We start from the raw sequence: 12705 nt of genomic DNA, 5'->3' as shown, positions 1-12705 counted from the left end.
TCTTAGTTGTATGAAAAAAGCCTACTACATAATTGCCTGCCTGCTGTGTGCATTTACAGCAGCTATCGCCCAGGACAACTTCACCGTATTAAAGCCGGACCGCGTTTTCGACGGGCAACAAATTCACACAGGCTGGTGGGTACTGGTAAAAGGCAACCGGATAGAGGCGACAGGCGATGCTGCAACAATTAAAGTTCCCCCAACCGCTAAAATGATAGAGCTAAAAGGCAGCACCCTGATGCCCGGTATGATAGAAGGGCACTCGCACCTTTTTCTGCATCCTTATAATGAAACAAGCTGGGACGAGCAGGTGATAACAGAAAGCCGGGCAGAGCGTACCGCTCGTGCTGTACAACACGCCAATGCCACATTGATAGCAGGGTTTACCACTGTCCGTGATTTGGGTACCGAAGGCGCCGGCTATGACGATGCAGGGCTTAAAACAGCCATAAACAAAGGGATTATACCCGGGCCGCGCATGTTAGTAGCAACCCGGGCTATTGTTGCCACGGGCAGTTACGGTCCTAAAAGTGACGTAGCTGAATTAAATCTGATAAAAGGGGCCGAAGAGGCCGATGGCAGCGAAGGGCTTACGAGGGTTGTACGATCGCAGATAGGACACGGCGCTGATGTTATAAAGCTTTATGCAGATTACCGGTGGGGAGTAAACAACACCGCAGCACCAACATTTACCGTAGATGAATTAAAAACAGCCGTACAGGTGGCGCGCAGTACGGGCAGGCAGGTTGTTGTTCATTCAAGTACAGAAGAAGGTATGCTACGTGCGATAGCAGCCGGGGTAAGCACCATAGAGCATGGCGATGCCGGCACACCTGAGCTATTTAAACTCATGAAAGAAAAAGGTATAGCGCTTTGCCCAACTCTTGCCGCTACAGAATCTATACAAACGTACAAAGGCTGGAAAAAAGGAATAGATGCTGAGCCAGGCGGGGTTAAAAACAAGCACCGCATGTTCACTGATGCGCTGAAGGCGGGTGTAACCATATGCATGGGTGGCGATGTTGGCGTTTTCACGCACGGCAACAACGCTTTGGAGATGATACTTATGCAGGAATATGGCATGAAACCAATAGACGTGCTTCGTTCGGCAACCTCCGTAAATGCAGAGGTGTTCGGGTTAAAAGAGTCAGGTATTATCAAGGCTGGTTATTTAGCTGACATAGTTGCCGTTGCCGGTGATCCAACGATAGATATCAAAGCCATAAAACAGGTAACCTTTGTAATGAAGAACGGAATAATTTACAACAAAAAAGAATAGTAAAAACAACCGGGTACCTTTATACGTATATGGTTATATAAGTTAACCAAAGGAGGTGCTAACAAGCTTGCTCCTAACCAATTATAATCATATTCTTAATTTTAACTCAACAACCATGAGCAGGGTGTATTCGGTGCCATCAAATCATATGGCTAAAGCTGCAGGTATATCTTCGGCGTTTGTAATTATTTCCGTAGCATTTCTTCAGATGGAGTTTCACATACCTGCAGCAGTTATGGTCTGTATTTTAATTGGATACCTGTATTCATCGTCGGACGTAGCCTTTTTTGTTGGGATTGAGATAGATGAAAATGCCGGAACGGTTACTTTTATTAACAAAACTGCTTTGGGTAAACAAGTGGTAGAAGTTGTCCCTTTTGATAGCCTCAATTTTACTTACCGTAGAGTAACTGATTATACCGCTATTTGTATGCAGCACATTAGCGAAGAGGATGTGCTTATAATTAATTCTGAAGATAAAACGCTTGCATGTTTAACGCCCGGTGAAGACGGTTGGACCAACGAACTTGTTGCATCAATTGCCAGCGAAATGATGAACTGCCACGTAAAAAGAATAGCTGGCGTAAGTACCGAATAGAGGTGGGCCGATAATTGATATTTACTTCTTTTCTCTGAAATACTTGTAAATCTTTACCGCTGACATTAGTATAAGGCTGAAAAGGATTATCCCGATAACGCCAAATATCCAGTTTACTGCATTTTTCAGGACCACGATGAACACCACTGCAAACAGGATTATTGTGGCAAGTTCGTTCCACAGACGCAACTGAACTGACGTCCACTTAAATACACCTTTAGCCATCTGCTTCATCTTACTTTGGCAGATAAAGTGATATACAACCAGCCCTAATACAAAAAGCAGTTTTACATGTAGCCAGGGTGCTTTTAACCACGCGGGCACGAGATATAGCATGGTCGCGCCGGCTGCAATCACCAAATACATGGATGGGGTAGCTATTATCCACCATAGCTTTTTTTCCATCACCTCAAATTGCTCTGAGAGTATGGTTCTTGCGGGCTCCGGCTTGGCTTGCGCTTCAGTATGGTAAATAAAAAGGCGTACCATGTAGAACAGCCCTGCCATCCAGCAGACCACAAAGATGATGTGTATGGCTAAAACGTATTGGTACATAAACCCTTCTTCTTCTCGTCATTGCGAGGAACGAAGCAATCTCACAGATGAATGTTAGTCTGCCTAACTGGAGATTGCTTCGTTCCTCGCAATGACGCTCTTTTATGTTACAGTTAGAAAGTATATTCTTTTATAACGTCAATCGCGTACTTTACGTTATCAAATGGGATATCAGGCATAATGCCGTGACCTAGATTAAATATAAAGCCATTCTCACCCTTCATACGGTCGAACAGGCGATAGATGCGTTCTTTAATAACCTTTTTATCAGCATATAAGATATGCGGGTCCAGGTTACCCTGAACAGCGGTGCCTTGTGGTAAACGACGCTTCATGTCTAACAAATCCACGTTCCAGTCGATAGATATTACATCCGGCTTTGCTTCCGCCATCAAAGGCGCAAATACCGAACTGCCTTTACAGAACGATATAACCGGAATATCTTTCCTGTTCAATTTGCTAATGATCTGTGCGATGTAATTGTGAGAGAACTCTGTATAATCATCCCATGATAAAGCCTGAGCCCAGCTGTCAAATATCTGCACTGCATTTACACCGGCGGCTATTTGCATGTTAAGGTAATCGGCTGTTACGTCGGCTATCTTCGACAGCAGTTGATGAGCCATAGCCGGCTCGTTGTGCATCATCAGCTTGGTAAGCTTAAAGTCTTTTGATGATCCGCCTTCTACCAGGTAGCTCATAACGGTGAACGGTGCTCCTGCGAAACCTATCAGCGGTATACTGCCATTTAAGCGTTGCTGAATAACCTTTATGGCATCGGCAACATATTGCAGCTTATCGCCTACGTTTGTTTGCAGGGCGTCTATATCTTTTTGAGTACGTACCGGGTTGGCAAACTTTGGCCCAATACCCTGGGTAAAGCTTAGGTCGCCGCCCATGGCTTCACCGGTAACGAGTATATCCGAAAAAAGAATAGCGGCATCAATACCCAATAGATCTACCGGCAGCATTGTAACATCCGCAGCTATCTCCGGGGTTTTGCACATTTCCAGGAAGGAGTACTTGTTCTTTATTTCCCAATACTGAGGCATAAAGCGGCCGGCCTGGCGCATCATCCATACAGGTGGTCGTTCAGTTGCTTCTGAAAATGCGGCTTTTATAATTAATGAATCTCTCATATTTGTTGAGAATCAGGAATTAAGAGTCAAAAATCAAGATAGCCGTTTAATTATTTCTTGATTCTTATTTCTTGATTCCTGATTCTATTTATTAGTGTTTTTTCAGCTCCTGCTCAACGCGATACATTACATCTTTCATTTTCGCAGTTATATTGTCTCTATGTTTTTCTGCCAGTTGTAAATAGGCCTTAGCCTTGTCGTAATTACCATTACGTATACTTATGTTGGCTACATGCATCAGCGCTGCCACGTGGTCGTTAGCGGTACGTAACGGGTATTGGGCGGCTATTTCGTAATGTTTCTCTGCAGCCTCGTAATCCTTTTTTGCAAGGCAAACGCCGCCGTAAATAAACTCGTAAAAACCACGCCTGCTTTTGCTCAACCACTCGGGACGGTTTACTTCCCTTAACAGCCTCTCGGCACCCTGGTAATCCTTGTTGTGAAAATGCTTCGCTGCAAGTACTATAGGCCCTTGTTTAAAGTAGCCCCAAACCAGCAACGCAATAAACATTACAGATATGCCGGCCAACTGATAAACGCGCATGTACACGGCAACGGCAACTAATACCACAAACAAGCCGATAACTATAATACGCGCGCTTTTAGTAAACATTAATTAGTGCTGGTCTGTAAACTTGTAACCTACGCCGCGGATAGAATGAAAATACACCGGGTTTTTAGGATCAGGTTCGAAATACTTACGGAAAGTAAGGATGAAGTTATCTATAGTACGGGTAGACGGGTACACATCGTAGTTCCAAACAGTCTCCAAGATCTGCTCACGTGACACCGCCTCATTACGGCGCTCTATAAGCAACTTAAGCAACATAGTTTCCTTTTTGGTAAGTGGGGTGATGCTGCCGTCCTCGTTTATAAGTTCAAAAGAATTAAAGTGGATGGTTTTATCGCCAATCTTGTAGCTGTTGAACTCTTTAAGATCGTCGCCTTTTAAGCTGCGCTTAACCAGGTTGTTCACACGAAGGATCAGCTCTTCCAGGTTGAAAGGCTTGGTAAGATAATCGTCGGCACCTTTCTTTAGTCCGGAAATTTTGTCCTCGTTAGTATTCTTAGCGGTAAGGAACATTATAGGTACTTCTGAGTTCTCCAGGCGGATGGTTTCGGCAACTACAAAGCCGTCAATTTCCGGCATCATTACATCAAGTATTACCAGGTTAAAGCGTTCTTCTTTAAATATCTGCAGCGCTTTTTTACCGTTAGTGGCGGTAGATACCTTGTAGCCTTCCAGCTCAAGGTTTAGTTTAATGGCTTCCAACAAGTGTTCTTCGTCTTCGGCTAACAGGATTCTTTTTTTGTTAGGCATCATAATTAATCTGAGTTATGCAAAAACAACTTCAAAAACGCTACCGGCGGGGCGGTTGTCTTTCACCCTTATGCTGGCCTGGTGCTTATCCAGCACCTCTTTAACTATATAAAGGCCCAATCCGGTGCCTTTAGTGTTTCGCGTATCCTCACTGCCCACGCGGTAAAATTTATCAAAAATACGTGTTTTTTCGTTATCGGCTATTCCAATGCCATGATCGGCAACCTGCAGGTAAACCCGGCCCTCTTTACTGAAAAGCTTAACATCCACCGCCTGGCATGGTTTAGAATATTTAATAGCATTCTCTACCAGGTTTGTTACTACAGATGTAAGCGCAAACTTATCCCCGGTAATCTCAATCTTAGGTTCTATCTCTGAATGAATGATCTGCTGGTTGCAGTCGCACTTGGTTATTTGCAAGCGGTTAACAATATTGTCTACTAGCATTGATAGGTTGAACTGTGCCTTTGGAAAGGTGTACGATTGGTTATCTATTTTGGATGCCAGCAGCATGTTCTCTACCATGTCATCTAAGCGCTCTACATCAAGTAAGGACTTATCTATAAAGTCGAGTATCTGCGCGCGGTTAAGTTCGCGTTTCTGGATTGTTTGCAGGAGTATCTTGATAGAAGCAAGCGGCGATTTAAGCTCATGCGTAACAGAAAGCAGGAAGTTTTTTTTCTGCTCCTGTAATTTTTGCTCTTTGCTTATGGACCGGTGCAGGTGAAATGCACCAAATAGGAACACCAGAACAAACATGGACCCCTCGCCCATGATCATGGCGAAGCGACGAGGCTGCAGGCTTACCAGCATATAACCCCACCACATCAATTCCGCAACTGCGTAAATGATGATAGCATAAAATATTACCAGCGATTTTCTCATTTCTTTTAGTTTGCCGCAGGCAATGTGCAGTGAGCAGTTATTGCAAACTGCTCACTGTAACTGCCAACTAATTGCTAAATACTATCTCCAAGCTATCAAATATAGCTGTTTTTGTTCTTTCTAAATCCTCTTGCGTGTGAGCGGCAGATATAAACCCTACCTCGTACCCGGATGGGCCGAAGTATATTCCCCTATTAATCAGCTCGCGGTGCATTGCCTTAAATTTAAGCATACTTTCCGGATCTATCTGATCTGCACGGGTGATGCTTACCTGATTTGTGAAAGCAAACCAGAATATCGACCCTATGGTAAATACCTCTAATTCGTACCCTTTTTCGGCTACGTGCGACCTGATGTCTGATACAAAATCTGCAGTTTTCGCATTTAATTTATCATAAAATCCAGGCTGAAGCAGCTCACTTATTTGCGCGATACCTGCAGCCATAGCCACCGGATTTCCGGATAAGGTACCAGCCTGGTAAACCGATCCAACCGGTGATATGTGATCCATTATTTCTGCCGATGCGCCATAAGCACCAACCGGCAAACCGCCACCAATGATCTTACCGTAGGTGATGATATCCGGCTTAATATCGTAATAACCAGCGGCACCCTCAAAGCCCACCCGGAAGCCGGATATTACTTCGTCAAATATCAGCAGCGTGCCATTCAGCGTACAGAGTTCGCGCAAATAGTTAAGGTAATCTTTAGTTTGCAACAGCAACCCGTTGTTGGCAGGTACCGGCTCAATTATTACCGCAGCTATCTGTCCGCTGAAATCTTCAAACGCCTTTTGCAGCGCTTCTTCGTCGTTCAGAGCTATTACAACGGTCTCATCAGCGAAAGGCTTTGGAACACCGGCAGAAGAGGTCTCACCAAAAGTAACCAGGCCCGAGCCTGCCTTTACCAGCAAGCTGTCTGTATGCCCGTGATAACAGCCTTCAAACTTTAATATTTTGTCGCGCTTTGTGTAACCCCTCGCTAACCTGATGGCCGACATCACCGCCTCTGTACCCGAACTTACAAAACGCAGTTTTTCTATAAAGCGGTTGTTGCTTAAGATCAGCTCTGCAAGTTCGTTCTCCAAAGCGGTAGGTGCGCCGAACGACATGCCTTTTTGCATCACCCGCATTACATTCTCGCGAACTGCAGCATGATTGTGGCCAAGAATGAGTGGACCCCAGGAACCGCAAAAATCAATAAACTCGTTACCGTCGGCATCCCAAAGGTGACTACCGTCGCCTTTTTCTATGAACAACGGCGTGCCGTACACGGACCTGAACGCCCTTACCGGTGAGTTTACCCCACCAGGGAAATAGGTCTTTGCTTTTTCGTATAACTCTGCAGACTTGGTCCTGCTTATATCGTTTACTTGCATTTTTACCCCTCTAAATCTCCCCTGAAGAGGGAGACTTTAATTAAAATTATAACATGCCTTTTCAAAGCCCTCCCTTTCAGGGGAGGGTTGGGTGGGGCTTACAGCCACTTATTCTCCAGCACCTCTTTGGCGTGGTATGTTAGTATAGCTGTTGCTCCTGCCCTACGGATGCTCATGAGCACCTCTGTAATGGCACGCTGGTCATTAAGCCAGCCTTTTTGTATGGCTGCCTTTACCATAGCATACTCACCGCTAACATTGTAAGCAGCTATAGGCAGTTCTGTATCGTCCTTCAATAACTTAATTACGTCTAAGTACGGTAGGGCCGGCTTAACCATCAGGAAGTCGGCACCCTCGGCTTCATCAAGTCTCGCTTCTATCAAGGCCTCCCGCTGGTTGGCAGGGTTCATCTGGTAAGTTTTTTTATCACCAAACTTAGGAGCCGAGTTTAACGCATCCCTGAAGGGACCATAAAAGGCACTGGCATATTTTGCCGAGTAGGACATTATAGATACACCGGTAAATCCATTATCATCCAACACCTGGCGAATATAGCCCACCCGTCCGTCCATCATATCGCTGGGTGCTATAATATCAGCACCGCTGCGCGCATGCGCCAACGCCATCTTACCTAAAACTTCCAGCGTTTCATCGTTCAGTATCTCACCATTCTCTACAATACCGTCATGGCCGTCGCTGCTGTACGGGTCCATAGCTACGTCGGTTATCACGCAGCTTTCCGGGAATTCCTTTTTCACCGCGCGGATAGCACGCAAATACAAGCTTTCATCGCGGTGGCTTTCTGTTGCGTACCTGTCTTTTAACTCTTCGCTGATGTTGGGAAACAGGTCAAAAGATTTCAACCCCAAATTCATACAGCTTTCTACCTCGCGCAGCAGATTATCTATAGAGTAGCGATAAATGCCAGGCATAGATGCAACTTCGGTCTTTTGATTCTCGCCGTCTATAATAAAAAGCGGAAAGATGAGATTAGCCGCACTTACATGCGTTTCCTGCACCATCTGGCGGATAACCTCTGACTTACGATTTCTTCTTGGTCGTTGTAACATTTAGCCCCCCATCCCCTAAAGGGGAATTTAATTCTTGATAAGCCCCACTACTCCCCTTTTAAGAGGTTATGCGGCTTTATATTCCAAACACTGCTTCTGCAAGCCCAACTTCATCAGGAGAGAATGGCAGTATGTACTTAACACCCATTTCGTCGAACTTCCTGCCGGTAGATCGCCCTATCACGATCACTTTTTGGCCCGGCTCCAGTAAGTTGTCGGCAAAGTAGGCCTCCACATTGCTTGGACTGGTAAATACCAGTACATCGGCACCTGTTGGCTCTACATTCTCTTCCAGCATCGTTTCGTAAACCGGCAGATCAATAACTTTCGTTTCAGACGACAGCCCCTGTTGTATGCTCCTCATTGGATTGTCAGCGCCCGGGAACAATACTACCGACCCGTTGGCAATGGCTGCAAAATCTGCAGCAACATCAGCGGTATCAGTGCTTTCGCCAACAAAGTCGGCAAAGTGGCCGTTGCGGCGCAGCATATCTTCAGAGCCGGTACCCATAACCCCAAACTTCATTTTTTTAGGGAACACCGGGTTCAGCTTAAAAAAATACTCTACCGCATTCTTACTGGTAAAGAAGATCCAGTCAATGTTCTTTAGTATATAGCTGTCAAAACGGTTAATCACCGGTACGGTACGTATCAGCGAGCGTGCTTCTATCTCTATCTTATGTTTTTCCAGCGCGCGGCGGAAATAGCTGCCTGCTGAAATGTCTCTTGAAATAAATACTTTACCAGGAAACTTGCGGTCTTTAGCAAACTTGGCTACTATCTTTTCGGGCAACCCGTCTAGCGTGTTCGCTGCAAGGAACAGCCTGTCCGGGAAGTCCTCGCCATCCTCACCTTTGCTTACAAACACCTGGTAGTTGTCCTCGTCTTTACGGCAGTAAACACCTAACGGCAAATGGCACCCACCGCCGAACAACTTCAGCACGTTGCGTTCTACGGCAAGTTCTGCGGCAACATCGGGGTGGTTAAGGTCCTGCAATGCTTCGTAAAGGATATGGTCTTTCTCCCTTATCTGGATAGCCAATACACCTTGGGCCGGAGCAGGTATAAACTCGGTTGCACCAAGTTCTTCCACATGAAATTCGCTCAGGTCAATTCCCAGGCGGCTAACACCGGCTTTGGCCAACATAATGGCATCGTATTTCTCGTCGCGCAGTTTGCCTATGCGTGTGGGTACGTTACCACGCAGCTCATCTATTTCCAGGTCGGGCCTGAAGGATAACAGCTGTGCCTTGCGGCGGTTAGATGATGTACCTACCAGTCCGCCAAACTTAACGGATAGCTTCTGGCGTACATCTACACAGTCTTTCAAGATCAACAACAGTTCAGCCGGGTCTTCCCGTTCTGAAACTGCTGCGATAATGAGTCCCGGAGGGTTTTCTGTTGGCAGGTCCTTGTGCGAATGCACGGCAATATCTATAGTGCCCGCCAATAATTCTTCTTCAAGTTCTTTGGTAAAAAAACCTTTACCCTCCAGCTTATCAAAGCTCAGGTTCAGGATACGGTCGCCCTGTGTTTTAATGATCTTAAGATCAGCAGCAATGTGCAGTGCTTCAAGTTGGTCTTTTACAAAATTGGCCTGCCATAAAGCAAGTTCGCTGCCGCGTGTTCCGATGATTATCTTTCTGTCCAAAGGGGTTTTGTTTTTCCTGCAAATTTAAATTTTTATAGTAAGCTTAGGGAATGGAATTGAATGAATTGCAGGAAAATGACTTGAATACGTAATCAGCGCCAGGTACGGGTAAAATAACTTGGCTGCCAATTAGAAAATCCTTTCGGTTGTCCTGATTTTATTTTCGTGCCGGCCGCGGTACACCCTCAAGAGGCGGTCTAACTTGGTTGCCGATACATCATACTCATTGATTTCAATACTTCGTTTTTCTCCACCTATATAGAAGGTAAGATAGGTACTGGAACTTTTACCATGACGAACTACCTTAGTATCCTCATCCGTAATCTCGCTCCAGCGGTAATGCTCGCCTTTTGACGTGGTAACGCCCTCATTTGTTAAAATCAATTGCGGAGACCTGTTCGCCAGCTGCCTGTAACCCATAATTGCAAGCACCAGTCCGAAAGCTGCCACGGCCCATTTATAAATTCCCCGTTCTCAAACCCGAGTAATCCAAACGACGCGAGGGCAAGTCCCAGTCCTAATAATAAGCCGGCTTTAATTTTCGAATAATATATCAGTGTTTCCGCGCTTATAGTAAGGTCATCATGAAATATATCCTGCTGTTTAAACTTTTGCTGCAGATCCTGCCACTTTAATTTCTGCTCTTTTGACCATATTTCTGTCTTATTGAAAAAACTGTCATCCGGCCAGATTAACTTTTGTTTGATAGCGCGCTTTTCAATTCATGCACATTGCGTACATTATCAAATGCCCAAATACGCCATTGGGTTATCGTTATACTCCACCATAGCCAAGCTAAAAGAAACCCTGCTGCAAACCCGGGTACAGCCGTCCAGCCAGGCAGATCAAAAATTGGCATCAGGATAAAAGGAAGGAATATACAGCCAAACGTTATGACAAGCACCGGGTAATTGATAGTTCTTTTACCACGCGCAAGGGCTTCATCTACAGTAACAGTTTCAAACATCTCAGGATAAATCAGTCCTAAAGATATCAAAACAGACAAAAAACGAAATGAAAATTAGTTGTTGTTGATCAATATATCCTTTGCCATTATCATAGGCACGCTGATATATTTTTTTTCCATGTAGTTGATCACCTTTTCGAGGATCTCGCGCGATTCTTTATCCAGGCTTTGCACTTCATCGGCAAACACCGTATTCACTGCATTATTGCGGATCTCTTTGATCTTCTCAGGCACCTGGCGCATAGCAAGCTCTATCTTGCGTTGCTTAAGCATCACCAAAAACTCGTTAATGTTCTGCTCGATAATGGCTTCCGCGCTGGATAGCTCATGATAGCGTTCCTGCAGGTTCTTTTTAGCCACTTCGTTAAGCGAGTGTACTTCTATAAAGTTTACATCAAACTGCTGTAACACCTCAGGTGCAGTATCATTAGGTATGGCAAGATCTACAATGGTTTTTTTACCGGTTTCGCCGTTAAGTAACGATGTATAAATCTCCGGTGTTATAATAGGCTCAACGGCTGATGTACAGGTGATGATGGCATCAAACCCCTTATTATAGTTTTTCAACTCTTCCAGTTCAAAGGCCTCTCCGCCCAGGTCGTTAGCTAATTGCTGAGCCTTGCTAAGCGTACGGTTGAATACAGAAAAATTGCTGAATTTATGTTTTTGAAGATATTTTGAAATATTGCGGTTGGTTTCGCCTGCGCCGATGATAAGGATACGGGCGTTAGAGCAAAGTTTAAGGTCCTTAAGTTTGCGGTAAGCTAATGATACTACCGAGATAGGGTTTTTAGAGATATTGGTATGTGTATAAACTTCTTTGGCAGTTTTTACAACACACTCCATTATCAGCCTAAGCTTATCACCTGTAAGGCCAGCTTCCCTGCCGCTTTCATAAGCTTTACGCAATTGGGCTAAAATTTCTTTTTCGCCTACAATTAAACTTTCCAGCGAGCAAGAGGTACGTAAAAGGTGCTCCATGGCCGCGTGCCCTTCATAAATAGAAGCCGCATTGGTAAAGTTGCCCATAGAGTGGTGGCACAAGCCCATTTGCATGGCGTCCAGAAATTCATGGGCAAATTCTTTGTCAACCTTTTGTGGCGTGGTCATCACAAATTCCACACGGTTACACGTAGCGAGATAGAACATCTCGTTGATGCCGAAACGTTGTTTAACATCATGCAGCTTATCAGTAAGGTTTTCCTGGCACATCACCAACTTCCCCAATTCCTTCAGCTCAATTTGTTTATGCGTAAAAGCTATTACCTTTAAATACTTCAAAGCAGTATAAATTTCGACCCAACAAAAATACTATACCTCTAATGATGCAATGTCAAGGCTTTGTCAAACAGAGGTATTTAGAATGGTTATAAATTAAGATGTTTTCATAAAAACATCCATCTTAATCTAAGATTATTCCGTTTTTAACAATAAATGTTCGCAAAAATGAAAATATTTAAAAAAATCAGTGTAGTGATTTTGGTCATTTTTTACTTTATCGCCGGACTTAACCACTTTCGCAGCCCGGAATCATACATTCGCATCATACCGGGGTACTTACCATATCCGGCTGTTCTTAATATTGCTGCCGGCATTGCCGAAATTGTTTTTGCGTTATTAGCAATACGCCCCCAAAGCCGTAAGGTTGCCTGTTACGGTATAATACTTATGCTGCTGGCCTTTCTGCCCGTGCACATCCAAATGGTTAAAGACGCGCCGCTGCAATTAGGCAGCTTAACAGTAACCCCAACAATAGCCTGGATAAGGCTGGTGTTATTACAACCCTTCCTTATACTGTGGGCGTGGTGGCACAGCCTGCCGAATAAACCCGCAACCCAATCTGCTAGCCGCTAACTTAAAGC

Annotated in this window: 13 protein-coding genes; 3 read left to right on the top strand and 10 right to left on the bottom strand. The window is 44.7% G+C overall.

What is annotated here, in order from left to right; genetic code table 11:
• Window positions 1-10 precede the first annotated feature (10 nt).
• Entirely contained in the window at window positions 11-1279 is a 1269-nt protein-coding gene (locus DYU05_RS15060) for a metal-dependent hydrolase family protein (RefSeq protein WP_117383918.1), read from the top strand.
• Between the two features lie 115 nt (window positions 1280-1394).
• Complete coding sequence (locus DYU05_RS15055; protein ID WP_117383917.1) at window positions 1395-1877, top strand: hypothetical protein; 483 nt, start codon at window positions 1395-1397, stop codon at window positions 1875-1877.
• 21 nt (window positions 1878-1898) lie between these two features.
• Here DYU05_RS15055 and DYU05_RS15050 read toward each other — a convergent pair whose 3' ends face one another.
• From DYU05_RS15050 to hemA, 10 genes are all read right to left on the bottom strand, one after another.
• Window positions 1899-2432, bottom strand: coding sequence for a CopD family protein (locus tag DYU05_RS15050; protein WP_117383916.1), 534 nt, complete (start codon window positions 2430-2432; stop codon window positions 1899-1901).
• Between the two features lie 113 nt (window positions 2433-2545).
• Window positions 2546-3571 (bottom strand): uroporphyrinogen decarboxylase, encoded by a 1026-nt coding sequence (gene hemE, locus DYU05_RS15045; RefSeq protein ID WP_117383915.1) that lies wholly within the window; start codon window positions 3569-3571, stop codon window positions 2546-2548.
• Window positions 3572-3662: 91 nt separating this feature from the next.
• The gene (locus DYU05_RS15040; protein WP_117383914.1) at window positions 3663-4184 is read right to left on the bottom strand and encodes a tetratricopeptide repeat protein; all 522 of its coding nucleotides are present in this window, start codon (window positions 4182-4184) and stop codon (window positions 3663-3665) included.
• A gap of 3 nt (window positions 4185-4187) precedes the next feature.
• Window positions 4188-4892, bottom strand: coding sequence for a response regulator transcription factor (locus DYU05_RS15035; RefSeq protein ID WP_117384021.1), 705 nt, complete (start codon window positions 4890-4892; stop codon window positions 4188-4190).
• Window positions 4893-4907: 15 nt separating this feature from the next.
• Complete coding sequence (locus tag DYU05_RS15030; RefSeq protein WP_117383913.1) at window positions 4908-5777, bottom strand: sensor histidine kinase; 870 nt, start codon at window positions 5775-5777, stop codon at window positions 4908-4910.
• A 67-nt stretch (window positions 5778-5844) separates the two neighbouring features.
• Window positions 5845-7155: a glutamate-1-semialdehyde 2,1-aminomutase gene (gene hemL, locus DYU05_RS15025; RefSeq protein ID WP_117383912.1), complete on the bottom strand. Its 1311-nt coding sequence runs from the start codon at window positions 7153-7155 to the stop codon at window positions 5845-5847.
• A gap of 98 nt (window positions 7156-7253) precedes the next feature.
• Entirely contained in the window at window positions 7254-8225 is a 972-nt protein-coding gene (gene hemB / locus DYU05_RS15020) for a porphobilinogen synthase (RefSeq protein ID WP_117383911.1), read from the bottom strand.
• Window positions 8226-8301: 76 nt separating this feature from the next.
• Entirely contained in the window at window positions 8302-9876 is a 1575-nt protein-coding gene (hemC, locus tag DYU05_RS15015) for a hydroxymethylbilane synthase (RefSeq protein ID WP_117383910.1), read from the bottom strand.
• Between the two features lie 129 nt (window positions 9877-10005).
• Window positions 10006-10326 (bottom strand): hypothetical protein, encoded by a 321-nt coding sequence (locus DYU05_RS15010; RefSeq protein ID WP_117383909.1) that lies wholly within the window; start codon window positions 10324-10326, stop codon window positions 10006-10008.
• Window positions 10327-10897: 571 nt separating this feature from the next.
• Window positions 10898-12124 (bottom strand): glutamyl-tRNA reductase, encoded by a 1227-nt coding sequence (hemA, locus tag DYU05_RS15000; protein WP_117383907.1) that lies wholly within the window; start codon window positions 12122-12124, stop codon window positions 10898-10900.
• Between the two features lie 165 nt (window positions 12125-12289).
• Between hemA and DYU05_RS14995 the strand changes: the two genes are divergently transcribed.
• On the top strand, window positions 12290-12697 hold the full coding sequence (locus tag DYU05_RS14995; protein WP_117383906.1) for a DoxX family protein: 408 nt from the start codon (window positions 12290-12292) through the stop codon (window positions 12695-12697).
• Window positions 12698-12705: the final 8 nt, after the last annotated feature.

The organism is Mucilaginibacter terrenus (genome assembly GCF_003432065.1).
Taxonomy (GTDB): Bacteria; Bacteroidota; Bacteroidia; order Sphingobacteriales; family Sphingobacteriaceae; genus Mucilaginibacter; species Mucilaginibacter terrenus.
The sequence above is the reverse complement of the archived record's forward strand: the minus strand, read 5'-3'. Positions and strand labels throughout refer to the sequence as shown.

Coding starts and splice junctions, on each gene's coding strand:
- DYU05_RS15060 (WP_117383918.1), top strand. CDS start 11: ATGAAAAAAGCCTACTACATAATTGCCTGCCTGCTGTGTGCATTTACA.
- DYU05_RS15055 (WP_117383917.1), top strand. CDS start 1,395: ATGAGCAGGGTGTATTCGGTGCCATCAAATCATATGGCTAAAGCTGCA.
- DYU05_RS15050 (WP_117383916.1), bottom strand. CDS start 2,432: ATGTACCAATACGTTTTAGCCATACACATCATCTTTGTGGTCTGCTGG.
- hemE (WP_117383915.1), bottom strand. CDS start 3,571: ATGAGAGATTCATTAATTATAAAAGCCGCATTTTCAGAAGCAACTGAA.
- DYU05_RS15040 (WP_117383914.1), bottom strand. CDS start 4,184: ATGTTTACTAAAAGCGCGCGTATTATAGTTATCGGCTTGTTTGTGGTA.
- DYU05_RS15035 (WP_117384021.1), bottom strand. CDS start 4,892: ATGCCTAACAAAAAAAGAATCCTGTTAGCCGAAGACGAAGAACACTTG.
- DYU05_RS15030 (WP_117383913.1), bottom strand. CDS start 5,777: ATGAGAAAATCGCTGGTAATATTTTATGCTATCATCATTTACGCAGTT.
- hemL (WP_117383912.1), bottom strand. CDS start 7,155: ATGCAAGTAAACGATATAAGCAGGACCAAGTCTGCAGAGTTATACGAA.
- hemB (WP_117383911.1), bottom strand. CDS start 8,225: ATGTTACAACGACCAAGAAGAAATCGTAAGTCAGAGGTTATCCGCCAG.
- DYU05_RS14995 (WP_117383906.1), top strand. CDS start 12,290: ATGAAAATATTTAAAAAAATCAGTGTAGTGATTTTGGTCATTTTTTAC.